Below are 14,047 nucleotides of genomic sequence, written 5' to 3'. Positions count from 1 at the left end.
TTTGCTTGTATGGGAGGAGTCTTGTCTGCTTCTCTCCCTTTGTTGGCCCAGGTTTCTGTACCCCAACATCCCAATATAGTCGTCATCGTGGCCGACGATCTCGGTTACGGTGACTTGAGCTGCTACGGTGCTACGGCTTTGAAGACGCCCGGCATGGACCGTCTGGCTTCGGAGGGGCTGCGCTTCACCCAAGGCCATTGCACGGCTGCCACGTCTACGCCCAGCCGCTATTCCCTGCTGACGGGCATGTATCCCTGGAGCAATCCGGATGCGAAGATTCTGCCGGGTAATGCGGCTCTGATTATCGGCACGGACCAGCTGACGCTTCCGAAGGTGATGAAGCGTGCCGGCTACGTGACGGGCAGCGTCGGCAAGTGGCATCTGGGCCTAGGCGACGGTTCGGTGGACTGGAACGAGAAAATCTATCCCGGTGCCCGTGAGGTGGGTTACGACTATTCTTTCATCCAGGCTGCCACGAACGACCGTGTACCCTGTATCTTTATTGAGAACGGCAAGGGTGTCGGTCTGGAGGAGGACGATCCGCTTTACGTGAGCTATCGGAAGAACTTCGAAGGCGAGCCGACGGGGAAGGACAATCCCGAACTGCTTCGAATGCATCCCAGCGTAGGTCATGCGGGTTCCATTGTGAACGGGGTGCCCCGCATCGGCTTCCAGACGGGAGGACGGAAGGCCCAGTGGAAGGACGAGGAAATGGCGGAGCTTTTCCTGGAAAAGGCGAAAGCCTTCCTGCGTGACAACAAGGACAAACCATTCTTTCTGTATTACGGCCTGCACCAGCCCCATGTGCCCCGTGTTCCGAACGAGCGTTTCGTGGGCAAGTCGGGTATGGGCCCTCGTGGGGATGTGATTCTGGAGGCTGACTGGTGCGTGTCCGAGTTCCTGAAGGAGATGGACCGTTTGGGCCTTACGGAAAACACGCTGGTGATTCTGACCAGTGACAACGGTCCTGTACTGGACGACGGTTACAAGGATGAGGTCGAGGAACGGGTAGGGAACCATAAGCCTGCGGGTCCTTACCGTGGCTGGAAGACGACGATGTACGAAGGGGGTACGTGTGTGCCCTTCCTGCTCCGCTGGCCATCGGTGGTGAAGCCGGGTACTTCGGATGCCCTGGTCTGCCAGATGGACCTGCTGGCCTCGTTGTCGGCTTTGGTGGGCGAGTCCTATTCTGAGCATACGGACAGCCAGAACACGCTTCCGGCTTTTCTTGGTCTCAGTGGAAAGGGACGCGAGGAGCTGGTGATGGAAGGCTATTATAATTATGCTTTCCGCCAGGGGGACTGGACTCTGATACCTCCTTATGGCCCGAACCGGGTGTATGAACTTTATAACGTGAAGGAGGATCCGGGGCAGACGAAGAATGTGGCGGACAAACACCCCGCCCAGTTGCGCAAGATGATGAGGCGTCTGGAGCAACTGAAGCGTGAAACAGGAAAGAAAACAGACTTTTAAATAGCGGTATATGGAGAAAGGTACCTTTATCAGCCTTTTAGGCTTGCTGCCCTTGGCTTCTGTGGACCTTTATGCGCAGCAGAAACCCAACGTCCTGTTCATCTTTGCCGACGACATGACTTATAATTGCATGGGGGACATCGGTCCCGACGAACTGCATACCCCGAATCTGGACGAACTGCGCGGAAACGGCATGTACTTCACCCACGCCTTCAACCAGGGTGGCTGGAACGGCGCCATATCGGTGGCCAGCCGATCCATGCTGGTGACGGGGCGGTACCTGTGGAAGGCGAAAGAAGTGGTTTCCGACAAGGCGAAGGTGACCGATGTAGATGCCTTCCGTCCCCTGTTCTGGCCACAGTACATGAAGCAGGCGGGCTATGATACCTACATGACCGGCAAGTGGCATGTGGCCGTCGATGCCCACAAGGTGTTCGATGTGGCCCGTCATGTCCGTGGCGGTATGCCCAGACAGACACAGGCCGGCTATGCCGCCTCCACAAAGAATCCGCAGGGACGCAAGTTTGTGGAGGGTGAGGCGGATGCCTGGCAACCCTACAAGGAGGAATATGGCGGCTACTGGGAAGGTGGCCGCCATTGGAGCGAGGTGGTGGGCGACGATGCCGTCGACTACATCCGGACAGCAGAGGAACAGGACGATCCGTTCTTCATGTATATCGCCTTCAATGCACCGCACGACCCGCGCCAGTCACCCAAACGTTTTGTGGACATGTATCCGGTTGACCGGATTTCCATTCCGGAAAATTTTCAGCCGTTGTATCCTTATTATCGGGAAATCGGTTGCGGAGAGGGTTTGCGGGACGAGCAGCTGGCTCCCTTCCCGCGGACGGAGTATTCGGTCAAGGTCAACCGCCAGGAGTATTATGCCATCATCTCGCACATGGACGAGCAGATTGGCCGTATTTTGGACGCTCTGAAGGAGTCCGGCAAGTACGACAATACCTATATCATCTTCTCGGCCGACCACGGTCTGGCGGTGGGCGACCACGGCCTGATAGGTAAGCAGAATATGTATGACGCCAGTATGCGTGTTCCCCTCATCATTTGTGGACCGGGCGTGAAGAAGGGACGCTGCGAAGAGTTGGTTTACTTGCAGGACGCGATGGCCACGGCCATGGATATTGCCGGAAGCAGCCATCTGGATACCGTCGACTTCAAGTCGCTCCTCCCTCTGGCCCGGAAGGAACGGAAAGCGGAGTCGTTGTGTGCCGAAGAAGCGGTCTACGGTGCCTATATCAATCTGCAGCGTATGGTCCGTACGGACCGTTACAAGCTGGTGCTTTATCTGAAGAACAACGTGGTCCGGCTGTACGACCTGAAGAAGGACCCGCACGAAATGAACGACCTGGCTGGCAAGGCAAAGTATCGGAAGATTGCCGACGAGCTGTTCGGCATCCTGCTTTCCAAGCAGCTGGAAGTGGGCGACGAGGTGGATGTTAAGGCCGCTTATGAAGCATATTGGGCAAACAAACAAGAATAAGGATATGGACAGAAATCGCTTTTTATGGTTGGTTGGGACAGCCGTTTCATGTGAACTTGCCACGCCCCATCGGATTGCCCGGACGGGACGAGGCGGTGATTTTAATTTGTTTATATGGGGAATACTTGTAATTCTGTTATCAAGTTGTTCTCAGTCGAATAGTGATCAAATTCAACGTTATTTTCAGGCAGATGGTGATTCCTTGGCTTTAAAGTCTTTTATGTTTTTAAAGCAAGAAATGGAATCCTCTGATTGGGAGACTTTTACGATGGATAAAGAGTTTGCCGTTCGTGAGATACAAAACGCTCTTCAGGTAAACAGAGAGCAATTGAGCAATGGGGATATTTCGTTTGATGTTTTTGCGGAGTATCTTCTTTCCCCTATTATAATGGATGAGCCTTTGGACGATTGGCGGGAAAAATGTCGTAAGCAATATGATTTTGCCCGTTCCTTGGATTTGGCCAGTGTATGTGATACAGTCAATAAATTGTTGAGTAAGAATTTTGTGTTTGGCTATGGGGTACCTTCTGCGTGGTATATGGGATGGAATCGTTTGGATACGTTGAAAAAAGGAGATTGCTGGCATATGGCAAAATCTGTTTTATATCCATTGCGTGCTTTAGGTTATCCGGCTACGATTGATTATTCCCCTTGTTGGGGTAATACGACAGGTGGACACGCCTGGAACGTGGTTTATACCGGCAAACAAATGGTTGCTTTTATGGGAAGGGAAGAAACTATTTATAAATATAATCCGTTCCGTTTGTTTGATTTCAAAGATTCGGTCAAAATGCTAAGGGCTGAACCTTATCGGTATCCGGCCAAGGTTTATCGGAAAACATTCTCTGTGAATAAAAAGTGGAAGCAATTGTTGGAAGGAGTGGAACGTGCAGATATACCTGCATTTTTGAGGGATTGGCGTATGGCCGATGTAACAGAGGAATATTTTCCGGTTGCGGATGTTGAAGTAAAGTTGGATGCAAATGTCTGTCCAAATGAATTGGTTTATTTGGCTGTTTATTCAAGAGATTGGACAATTACGGCTGTACAGGAGTGTAGGGAAGATGGGAAAGTCCTTTTTAAGGATTTGAAACGGAAGATGCTGTATCTTCCGGTGGTTTATCGTGATGGCAGGGCATATCCGATAGATGATCCATTCATTATCGAAGCAGATGGTCGAAAGAGGGTGCTTGTCCCGATTCCAGGTGCTATGGTATCCTGCCGTATTCCCTACCTGTTGCCGTTGAGGCAGGAACTCTCTTGGGCTGTCGGAAAACGGAGCAGTTTGCCTAAGGACATATTTGACCGCCTTTACTCTGGTGAAAACCGCAAGAAACCGAAAAATGGTGAAACCTATTCACTTTATTATTGGGATAAGAATTGTTGGATGTTTGTCGAAAAAAGTCAGGTGGCTGGGAGTGAGTTGGTCTTCAGGCGAGTCCCAAAGAATTGCTTGTTGTTCTTAGCCGACAAGGAAGGACATTTCATAGGACGTTGTTTTACGGTGGAAAAAGGTGAAATGGTATGGTGGTAAAACCGTTTACAGATTATTCGAGGTCCTTTCAAAGTTTCCGGAACATCCGCTCCCACCGTACCTCCCCGCTGTCCGGATTGCGGGAGAACCAGATGAACTGTCCCACGCCGAGGATGAAGTCGTCGGGCAGCGGCCCCCAGAAGCGGGAATCGTAGGAGTCCAGGAAGTTGTCGCCCCGCATGAAGTAGTAGTCGTGCCGGAAGCGGTAGGTACGGACCACGGAATCACCCAGCAGCACCGTGTCGCCCCGCAAAGACAGTGTCTGCCGGGTCTCGTACTCAATGCAGCGGCGGTACTCCTTCCAGGCCGTGCTGTCCAGCGGGATTTCGTCCCCCTTGGCAGGCAGGTATAGGCTGTGCCTCCGCCCTTTCCACCACCAGCCGTACTCCTGCCCCGGCGTGGCCACGCACCGCTTGCAGTAGAACAGGTCGTTGCACAGCGTCATCCGTTCCTTGCTCCGGGCGTAGGGAAAGTTGAACACCACCACGTCGCCCGTCCTCACTTCCCGCCGTCCCTCCTTCCGCCGCACGGTGTATCCTCCCTGTCCGTCCTTCTGCCATTCCCGCCGCCCCGGTATCTGTAGCGAAGCGATGAGGTAATCTCCGCGAATCAGCGTGGGCGACATGGACCAGGTGGGGATGACGCACGAGGCGAACAGGTACAGGCGGGCCAGGACATAGAGTTGGAAAAGGGCGAAGAGAATCAGCAAACTCTTACTTATAGTATAAAATACCCGTTTGTATACCTTTATACCTTTTCCCTTCATATACTTTTCCATGAGGAGATGTTTTAATTGTGAAAATTGGAAGAAAAATGGGATAAGTATTTATCCAATTCGTTTATCAATACTGATGTCACTAGAAAAAAACTGTTGACCTGTTTAGTTCTTTCATTCCAAATGAACAAATAGGGAGTTTCAAGTTCGTCCGCTGGCAATGGTATCTTGTTTACTTTTAAATAAGGATGTTGTATGCGGTACACAGACAAGCCTTCAATGAAAGCCGAGTTCTCATAATCGGTAATAAACAATATGTTTTTCAAATGTTTGTAATTTTGCAGTTTGCTCATTAGAATATTGATGCAGGGCTGACAATGATTTTGTGATAACCTGACAATCAAGAAGGTATTCATATCATCTGTTATGGCAAAATCTATGTTCTGTTTCTGTTCAAGGATAATATTGGACAAATCGATGTATGTGCCATTATTTTTTATTGCGGCATTTATTACACTCTTCATTGCTTGGCCGTTATATGTCTCCGTTTTTGCTTTCTGTTGGCAGAATGCAAGCTCCTTTTGAATACTATGCAATATTTTGTTTTGTTTGAAAAACAAATACCATGTGCAAGACGCACATGCGATTAGGATACTTAACAGGATATAAATCAAGGATTTCATCATGTCTTATGGTTCCAAATGTAAATCAGTCAATAGTCTGTGGTAAAAAGACAAGCAAAGATAGAAAGACGGATGTCCTTTTATTCTTTTATTTGTCAATCTTTACCACAAACTATCGTTATGAAATTCAGCGTTTTCAGTCCTAAGGGTAAATAGTAACACGTCAAAATGTATATTCCTATTTGTGAGGCAATTCGTATAAACAGAGTATCGGATTGTCTTCCTCGTCGAGGTTCTCATACACACGAAGATACTCGTCTGTGAATTTGCCTTTAGGCAATATGTTATATTTGATGAGGTTGTCTATGTTCTTTTTGAACATGGAAGCTCTATGAACTTGTGCAATCATGGGAAGCCCGTTGACAGCCAGATAGCCGGTGTGTCCTCCTCCCAACACTCCGTTTGTTATCATAAAACATTCCGTCAACTCCTTTGTCTGTTTGTCCAACAGGAAAACAGATGGATTTGTCTGAAACATCAAGTAGGAATCGTTTTCTACGACATTCCCCATGCTATGTATGTATTTTTCCCGATCTATCATATCCAGAAAATCTTTGGGGCTGATGTTTTGTTCCAATAACGTTTGGGGAATTTCCCTTTCACCGAAGTCAATCGTGTATTTAGCTTTAGGCATATCTTGCTCTACGGTATAGATGGTATAGTTCAAAGGACATGTAAACAAAAGGTTTCTTGAAGCCGTCAATAATCGTCCACTACCGAAACTGTACCCGACTCCCTCCTGTTCGGCCTTAATATATCGTCCCTTAGGGAATGGAATTTCTTTCAAGTTTTGATCCTGTTCATTATAAATTCCCAATTTCTGCCTGCCCAAACTTCCGTTTTCATATAGATACACTCTGTCATTTATCACAGCTATGTTACTGAAATAGTTCGGTAAACTTTCTTCCTCGACAAACTGCCCCCGAAAATTGTATTTCATGATTTTGTAAGGAATGTCACATAATACGACCAACAAATCCTTATCAACACAGATATCTGTAATGGAGGCATATTCATGAGGCCCGTTGCCTATATCTTGAATGACATGTATAAATTTCCCTTTTTTGTCGTAGATGAAGATTTTCTTCAAAGAGCGGTCTAAAATAAAGAGCGTGTCATTTGCAATGCAAATTGCATCAATTTTGCGAATCAGTGCATCATCAGTCGTCTCAAGTGGAATCAGACTGCTACGTGCAAAAAAAGCAGTGTCAACTATGCTCTTTTTTTTACCTGAAAAAATGATTGTCTCCCCTTCGGCAGACGGATGGCCCCCTTGTTCCTTACAACTGTAAGCGGTAAAGAACAACATACATGCAAATATGCAGAATGTCAGTTTACGCATAGGCGATATATTTAACCAATTCATACATTCTCTCTTGTTTAATAGTAATTCAAGAGGCTGTCCCGGATAACCGCAATACGTTGGTTGAGAATCTTCTCAGGTATGGTAAACCACAACAGGGCATTACGGGGAATGTTATCATAAGTCTGGGAGGTCCGGGTATCTTCCGAAGCTTGTAGCGGAACAAATTCATCTGCCCCGACATCCCAATAATGCAAAGTGTACAGACTTTCCAATTTCTTGGGCCGTTTCGGGAAACAGAATGTCTGTCGGTTCAAAGTGTCGGGTATCAGTTTGTGGATTACATTGTTCCACCCGACATAAAAAGGAGCTGTCAGGCTGCGCAACCGTTTCCCGTCCGGCGCGTGCATGACGAGAAAAATGTTATCCCCGGCAGTGATTCCCAGACGGCAATCTCTACCCTCTCTCTCGCCAATGGCCACAGGAACCCAATTATAATGGTTGTAAATACATAGATAAATCAGTTCTTTTCCTCGCCCGACTTCCTTGTCAGCCGCCACTTGAATGGACACAGGGCGGTCGATATATTCACCCGTAACATCGTAAAGCAGGGGACTCTTCAGATAAGTGGTGTAACCGTCATCTTTAGCAGGCAAACTTATTTTGCGGGGTGAAAAACGGGAACGGTACACCTTGACCGGACGCAGGCATGTTACTTCGGCAAGGTGTTCTCTGTATTCTCCCGGCTGTTTCTCGCCCGGCCCGAAACAATGGAAGGTTCCCTGATTCCAGACAGCACACCACTTGTGTCCAAGATCCATTTTAGGCCAAATGGTCTGCTCCACCGATACGGGAATGCCACAAGCCCGCATGACGGTTACGCCCAGGTCACACATGGCATCACATTCCCCTTGGCCGAAATGCAAGGTTTCCTCCACCTTGGGATAGAGAGGCAGGTTAGGGTGTCCGTATCTGATTACCTCCTTCAGCTTGTCGTTGAGTAGCAGGCAGGCTTCCAGCGGCGTTTTCACGCCGGCCGAATCCAGCAGGGGGAGAAAAAGCTCCTGCATCCGGGTGCGCAGCGATGACAATTCTTCCGTCTGTGCCCGGTAGGGAAGGATGTATTCGCAGAAGATATCAAAAGGCACTTCGCGCACCCATGGCCTGTCCTTGATGCGAAAAGCGGCCTCGATGTGATCAATGAGGAAACGGCTGTCCACCGCCCGCACGTCCATCCTCACCTCCGTGTGGGGTTGGTATCCTTCACCGGTCAGGGAGTCGTGATAGCGGCTCACCTCCTCCGGAGTGGCAAACGTGGTGAAGTCCGGCCGGATGTTTTCCCGGCCCGGTGCCGCGTAATACTGCTTTCGTCCGTAGTGATAAGGCATATTCTCTATCAGAAAGCGGGCAGCCTCCCGCTTCAGGGAGTCACCGGCATAGTGGCGGAGCACCTGCTCCAGTTCAGCGCGGTTGTCGCCCGCCAGTTCCAAGGCCGTTTCCAGCCGGTCGGGATGGGAAAGACCGCAGGAAGCGGCCAGCAGAGCCGGGGCCATCCATCCGAGTAAGTTCTTCCAAAGTTTTCTCATGTGCATCTCCTTTTAGGATTGGTTATACGATTCTTTCAAAGTTTTCGGAACATCCGCTCCCACCGTATCTCACCGCTGTCGGGATTGCGGGAGAACCAGATGAACTGCCCCACGCCGAGGATGAAGTCGTCGGGCAGCGGCCCCCAGAAGCGGGAGTCGTAGGAATCGTGGAAGTTGTCGCCCCGCATGAAGTAGTAGTCGTGCCGGAAGCGGTAGGTGCGGACCACGGAATCGCCCAGTAGTACCGTGTCGCCCCGCAAAGACAGTGTCTGCCGGGTCTCGTACTCGATGCAGCGGCGGTAGTCCTTCCAGGCCGTGCTGTCCAGCGGAATCTCGTCCCCCTTGGCGGGCAGGTACAGGCTGCGCCTCCGCCCTTTCCACCACCAGCCGTACTCCTGTCCCGGCGTGGCCACGCACCGTTTGCAGTAGAACAGGTCGTTACACAGCGTCATCCGTTCCTTGCTCCGGGCGTAGGGGAAGTTGAACACCACCACGTCGCCTGTCCTCACTTCCCGCTGCCCCTCTTTCCGCTGCACGGTGTATCCTCCCTGTCCGTCTTTCTGCCATTCCCGCCGCCCCGGTATCTGTAACGAGGCGATGAGGTAGTCCCCGCGAATCAGTGTGGGCGACATGGACCAGGTGGGGATGACGCACGAGGCGAACAGGTACAGGCGGGCCAGGATGTAGAGCTGGAAGAGGGCGAAGAGGCTGAAAAACACATAAAAGGTTTTCCAGGCCAAACGCTTCAACTGTGGCCAGTTTATTCTCTTTCTGATTTTTTCGGTTACGGTCATACGGATAATCTGTCTGTCATAATCTCAAAGCACTTTTCGACCTCGTCCAACATTTCTTTATGTGGGACGTACAGGCATTCTATTTGCATGTCTTTATCCGTAATGAACAGATACGGCACACTCAACTCTTCCATAGGGATCGGAAAGAGTTTTTTGATGCGATAGCAAGGATAAGTGATGTGATGGTTTTCCTTGATTTTCTTAAGGAACCGCTTGTTGGTGTAATCCGCCAATAAGATAATAGATTGGTTGTCTACTTTGTTCAGCAACGGCAATATCACATCCAAGCAAACCATGCAGTTGGCTTGGGATATCCTTACAAGCAGGGTTTTGCGGGATAAAAGGTCTTGCAGCCGGATAGCCGTGTCCGTATCCGCATCATAGACCATCGTACCGGGGGGAAGGCTCAGTCCGTCGCTCCGCAAATAGGATTGTATGTCGTTTTTCAATTCAAACGAATCGAATTGGTGTCTGCCACTTTCCTGGTCTGCTTTTTGTTTGATTTCGTTTATGGCACTGACGAACCGTTTGCTTTGTGTCTGGGATACGTAATATTGAAACAGGTTTCCCAACAACAAGAACGAAATCAGACTGACAATTAGTATCTCCCTTTTTGTCATAGTAACTTTTACATTGAAAAAAATATCAGGCTGTCGTTCCCGTACTGATAAAAAAGAGCAAGCGTGCAACAGCCTGATATCATTTGTTTATTCTTTAAACTTCTGGATAATGATAACCGGATTGGATTCTTCGTCCATCTGCTGGAACTTCTTGAACAGGGATCTAGTATGTTCCGAATGAAATTCATAATCATCATAATTAACATGGCCATATCGGGCTCCAATAACCCAAGAACTTATTTCTTGGGATTGTACAATATATCCATTTTGTATATAAGAACGTATGGGGTTTATAACAAATTCTCCTAATTGGCTATTATACAATTTACGAGTGATTGCAATTTCCCCTGTTTTTCTATTATACACAATGACAATGTCCCCATCTTTGTCATGACATGAAAACAAAATATAATAACTAGATAATCCAATCCATTCTATCCCCGTAATGTAATTGTCTCGTATAGCAGCTGTTAAAGCAGTTACTCCATCGGCTTTAATATATTGTTCCGGCAAACGCCTATTCCCGAAATCCACTTTATAGACAGGCCGGGGAATACCGTTTTTCAGCAGATACAGCATATCATAAGGCCACATGGTGAACAATACTTCATTTTCTACTGCACTGGTATATCTATTAATACTCCATCCAGCTGTTTCTTGGTATTCAAATGGGAAGGAAGCTTTTGCCTCGTCTTTACCTTCTTCCGTATCTAGTTTGAACAGGGAGTAGTAGCCCATGTCAGTACGGCTACTGCTATTAAACAGATAAAGATCGTTTCCTTGAAAGAACATTTCTCTTCCCCATATTTTAGAAACATCTTTAGTGTACAAGAATTGACCGTCGTCATTATATATAAAGATTTTTTCTTTCATCTTGTCATAAATGAACATACGACCGTTCAATACTGAAAAAGCCGAGATTTCCAGATATTCTTCTGGACCGTTCCCTATTGCTCTAACTTTAGAGTATAAATGCCCTGATTCATCAAAAACATATACAGCTTTACTTAAGCCGTCCGCAATATAAATCCGATGGTTTTGATAGACTAGATTGGAGATTTCACCAATCAAGCAATCGTCCCTCGTTTCCAGGGGAACCACCAGTACACTATCTTCTACCCACGAGGAATAATCCATCTCCTTGGAGATGTTACTCCAATCAATGACGATTGGAGTAACATCCTGTAGATTGTTATTCTTTTTGTCGCTACACCCTATCATGAAGAGAGTGAGCAACGATATGAAAACAATATCCTTTCTCATGATGAAAAGTTAAGGAGTTTGACGGCAAGAGTATACTGTACAACCGTTTCCTTTATCAGGACATTTCTCATACAACCCATCAAGTGAAATTTTAGTATACTCAGCACCTAGTTGTTCATTACCATTCGTACTAATAATAATGTTACCATTTACACTGATATATTTGTATAGCGTACAAGTTTTAGGTTCACCAAGACGGTGTTCATAAAAGAATGGATTTCCTCCATTATTATTACTCTCAGTTCCACCTCCGCTTTCGGTCCCTCCGTTTTCAGTAAACGTCAGTACCGTTTGCATGAGCAACTCGTTTGCTTCGTTGGCATCCAAAGCAACTTTTACATTCACCAGTGCTACTGCACCTACGGCGACGATAATTGCCGTCCATTTCCAAAGTTTTTTCATAATCGTAACTTTTTATTGGTTAATAATTTGATTATATAGAGATGAAATCTCTGTTTTCATTTTTTCAACAGCCTTGGAATCCACCTTGGGAGGCTTGGTCAATACAATACGAGCCATCTCCAACGCCCGTTTCTTATTCAGAAAACCTTCTTCCAAGTACAGTTTGGTCAGCAGATAATAAGGATATATCCGTTCGGGAGCCAGTTGCAGGGAATATTGGAAGCACGCTTCCGCTTCCCGGTAATGGCCTGCTGCCTGATAGTACCGCCCTTGGACATTCCATACCGTCGGGTCGCAACTTACCATTTTCTCCCGCTCCAATATACGACATGCTTCCAGTGTACGGCCTCCCTTTTGCAACGCATTGGCATAATTACGCAGGAAAGCCGCATGCCCGCTCAAATAGGAATACAGCCCCCGATATTCTTTAGCGGCCACGTCATAAACCGACTGGCGGTACAACATGTCCGCACCTTGCCAATACCTGTATATTTCCGGCACCTTTCCGAGTTGCCACATAGCCACACCTCCACCCATGCCAACCAGCAAAGACACGGCAACCGTTTTCGGATAAGCATATCGGGAATGCTTACAAGAATGGGGATATACAGAAAGGGCACCGCATACCACGACCAGTATGCCAAACGGCAACACCTGTAACGGATAAGAAGCCAGCGCAAAGATAGCGAAGGCCAGCAAGGCACCGCATACGCCGTACTCACGCATTCTCATGCCCGAACGGAAGACAAGTACTCCCCAGCCCAGCACCAGCAACAACAGCACCACACCGCCCTCCAAGGCGAGTTGCAGGTAGTCGTTGAAAGCATATTCCACGTATCCCGCTACGCGCTTTTCGGTGTCCGTGGCCTGTCCCGAAGCGAAATAGTCCGCCTGCGCCCGACCGTAGACGGATGGGAAACGCCCCACGCCATACCCCGCAATAGGCTGTTCGCTGACGGCCCGAAAGGTGTTCTTCCAGATCAGCAGCCGCCCACGGGCCGAGTCGGCTTTCAGCAGGAACAGGCCTGTACCTGCAAGCACAATAACGACACATCCCGCCGCCACCCAGCCCGCCGTCTTGCGGGGATGTTTCCGGTAATATGCCCGCAACCGCCCCAACCATCCCTGCCGCATGGCCGCCACCCACAGCAGGCTGACGGCGATAGCTATCCACGCCGAACGGCTCATAGCCGCGGGAAGGATGCAAATCATGGACAGGATAGACAGGACGTGTAGGGAGCGGAGCCATCCGCGGGCGGTCAAGGCACCATACAGGGATATGGGAAGCAGCAGGGCCAGGTAGCCGGAGTAAGGGCCGGGATTGAAGAACGGCCCGGTGATGCGGAACAGCGGATGGCCGGGATTGGCCCATCCGTACAGTTGCAGCATGCCCCATCCCGCCAGTAGGCATCCCAACAGCGAAAGGCAGACGGGCAGGTATTCCCGGACATCCGGACAGAGGGAAAACATGATTCTCGCCGCCCACCACAGCAGCCACAACAACGCCGCATAAATGACCTTCCAGTCCGCTAGGTGGAGCGAATAGTCATAGCGTAACAAGTACCAGGCCACTCCCGCCGTAACTAGTCCGTCCGGCCAGGTGAAACGGAAGGTGCCGCTACGGAACTTCAACGCAAGTATCAGAGCCGTCACGCAGGCCAGTCCTGTCCCGACGGCCATCGGAAACAGACGGAAATAGCAGTCGTTGATGGCGAAAGGTACAAACGGACTGCACAGGGCACCGCATAGTATCAAGGATACCGACGCAGGCCAAAGACGGGATAATAGATACTGCTGCATACTTTTAAAAGACAGGTATTTGACTTGATGTTTCAATCTATGAAAATGGAGAGAATGGAGACTTCCTGCCACATTGTAACAGGAAGTTTATAAAGGGAATTTGAGTCGGACGGTAGAAAGTCTGCTACACAATGAAATACTGGTAGAAAGGAAGGGGACTGTTGATGTCTGCAAGAGGCTGAAGGTACAATTCCTCATTTGTGTTCCTATGACATAGCGTTTTTTCATTATTGTTATAATTTTGTTTCAAAGTTCAACAGAAAAAAGGTAAAAAGCAAACGTTTTGTAGATTTTTCTTGTAAATATGTCAAGAAACATGTTTTTACAGGAAACACCTCGGGTGGAGAGGAAGGAACGTTACATACCAGCAAGT

The 14,047-nt window shown here is 48.6% G+C and carries 11 protein-coding genes; 3 read left to right on the top strand and 8 right to left on the bottom strand.

Annotated elements, in window-relative coordinates:
• Positions 1 to 9 precede the first annotated feature (9 nt).
• The 3 genes from RDO88_RS00455 to RDO88_RS00445 are packed head-to-tail and all read left to right on the top strand — an operon-like array spanning position 10 to position 4,508.
• The gene (locus tag RDO88_RS00455; RefSeq protein WP_307757625.1) at positions 10 to 1,473 is read left to right on the top strand and encodes a sulfatase-like hydrolase/transferase; all 1,464 of its coding nucleotides are present in this window, start codon (positions 10 to 12) and stop codon (positions 1,471 to 1,473) included.
• A gap of 10 nt (positions 1,474 to 1,483) precedes the next feature.
• A complete protein-coding gene (locus tag RDO88_RS00450) occupies positions 1,484 to 2,974 on the top strand; it encodes a sulfatase-like hydrolase/transferase (protein ID WP_307757475.1) in 1,491 nt (496 codons plus the stop codon).
• A 4-nt stretch (positions 2,975 to 2,978) separates the two neighbouring features.
• Entirely contained in the window at positions 2,979 to 4,508 is a 1,530-nt protein-coding gene (locus RDO88_RS00445) for a hypothetical protein (RefSeq protein ID WP_307757474.1), read from the top strand.
• A gap of 28 nt (positions 4,509 to 4,536) precedes the next feature.
• Here RDO88_RS00445 and lepB (RDO88_RS00440) read toward each other — a convergent pair whose 3' ends face one another.
• The 8 genes from lepB (RDO88_RS00440) to RDO88_RS00405 form a co-directional block, all read right to left on the bottom strand.
• Positions 4,537 to 5,286 carry a signal peptidase I gene (gene lepB, locus RDO88_RS00440; protein WP_307757473.1) on the bottom strand — a complete coding sequence of 250 codons (750 nt, stop codon included), beginning with the start codon at positions 5,284 to 5,286 and terminating at the stop codon, positions 4,537 to 4,539.
• Positions 5,287 to 6,084: 798 nt separating this feature from the next.
• Complete coding sequence (locus tag RDO88_RS00435; RefSeq protein WP_307757472.1) at positions 6,085 to 7,248, bottom strand: 6-bladed beta-propeller; 1,164 nt, start codon at positions 7,246 to 7,248, stop codon at positions 6,085 to 6,087.
• 38 nt (positions 7,249 to 7,286) lie between these two features.
• On the bottom strand, positions 7,287 to 8,795 hold the full coding sequence (locus tag RDO88_RS00430) for a transglutaminase domain-containing protein (RefSeq protein WP_307757471.1): 1,509 nt from the start codon (positions 8,793 to 8,795) through the stop codon (positions 7,287 to 7,289).
• A 35-nt stretch (positions 8,796 to 8,830) separates the two neighbouring features.
• Positions 8,831 to 9,589 (bottom strand): signal peptidase I, encoded by a 759-nt coding sequence (gene lepB / locus RDO88_RS00425; RefSeq protein WP_307757470.1) that lies wholly within the window; start codon positions 9,587 to 9,589, stop codon positions 8,831 to 8,833.
• Positions 9,586 to 10,209: a hypothetical protein gene (locus RDO88_RS00420; protein WP_307757469.1), complete on the bottom strand. Its 624-nt coding sequence runs from the start codon at positions 10,207 to 10,209 to the stop codon at positions 9,586 to 9,588. The genes lepB (RDO88_RS00425) and RDO88_RS00420 overlap by 4 nt, the downstream gene beginning before the upstream one ends.
• Before the next feature lie 87 nt (positions 10,210 to 10,296).
• A complete protein-coding gene (locus tag RDO88_RS00415; protein ID WP_307757468.1) occupies positions 10,297 to 11,472 on the bottom strand; it encodes a 6-bladed beta-propeller in 1,176 nt (391 codons plus the stop codon).
• A 9-nt stretch (positions 11,473 to 11,481) separates the two neighbouring features.
• On the bottom strand, positions 11,482 to 11,874 hold the full coding sequence (locus RDO88_RS00410) for a hypothetical protein (protein WP_307757467.1): 393 nt from the start codon (positions 11,872 to 11,874) through the stop codon (positions 11,482 to 11,484).
• 12 nt (positions 11,875 to 11,886) lie between these two features.
• The gene (locus RDO88_RS00405; protein WP_307757466.1) at positions 11,887 to 13,674 is read right to left on the bottom strand and encodes an O-antigen ligase family protein; all 1,788 of its coding nucleotides are present in this window, start codon (positions 13,672 to 13,674) and stop codon (positions 11,887 to 11,889) included.
• Between the last annotated feature and the right edge of the window lie 373 nt (positions 13,675 to 14,047).

The organism is uncultured Mediterranea sp. (assembly GCF_902493215.1).
Classification (GTDB): domain Bacteria; phylum Bacteroidota; class Bacteroidia; order Bacteroidales; family Bacteroidaceae; genus Bacteroides.
The sequence above is the reverse complement of the archived record's forward strand: the minus strand, read 5'-3'. Positions and strand labels throughout refer to the sequence as shown.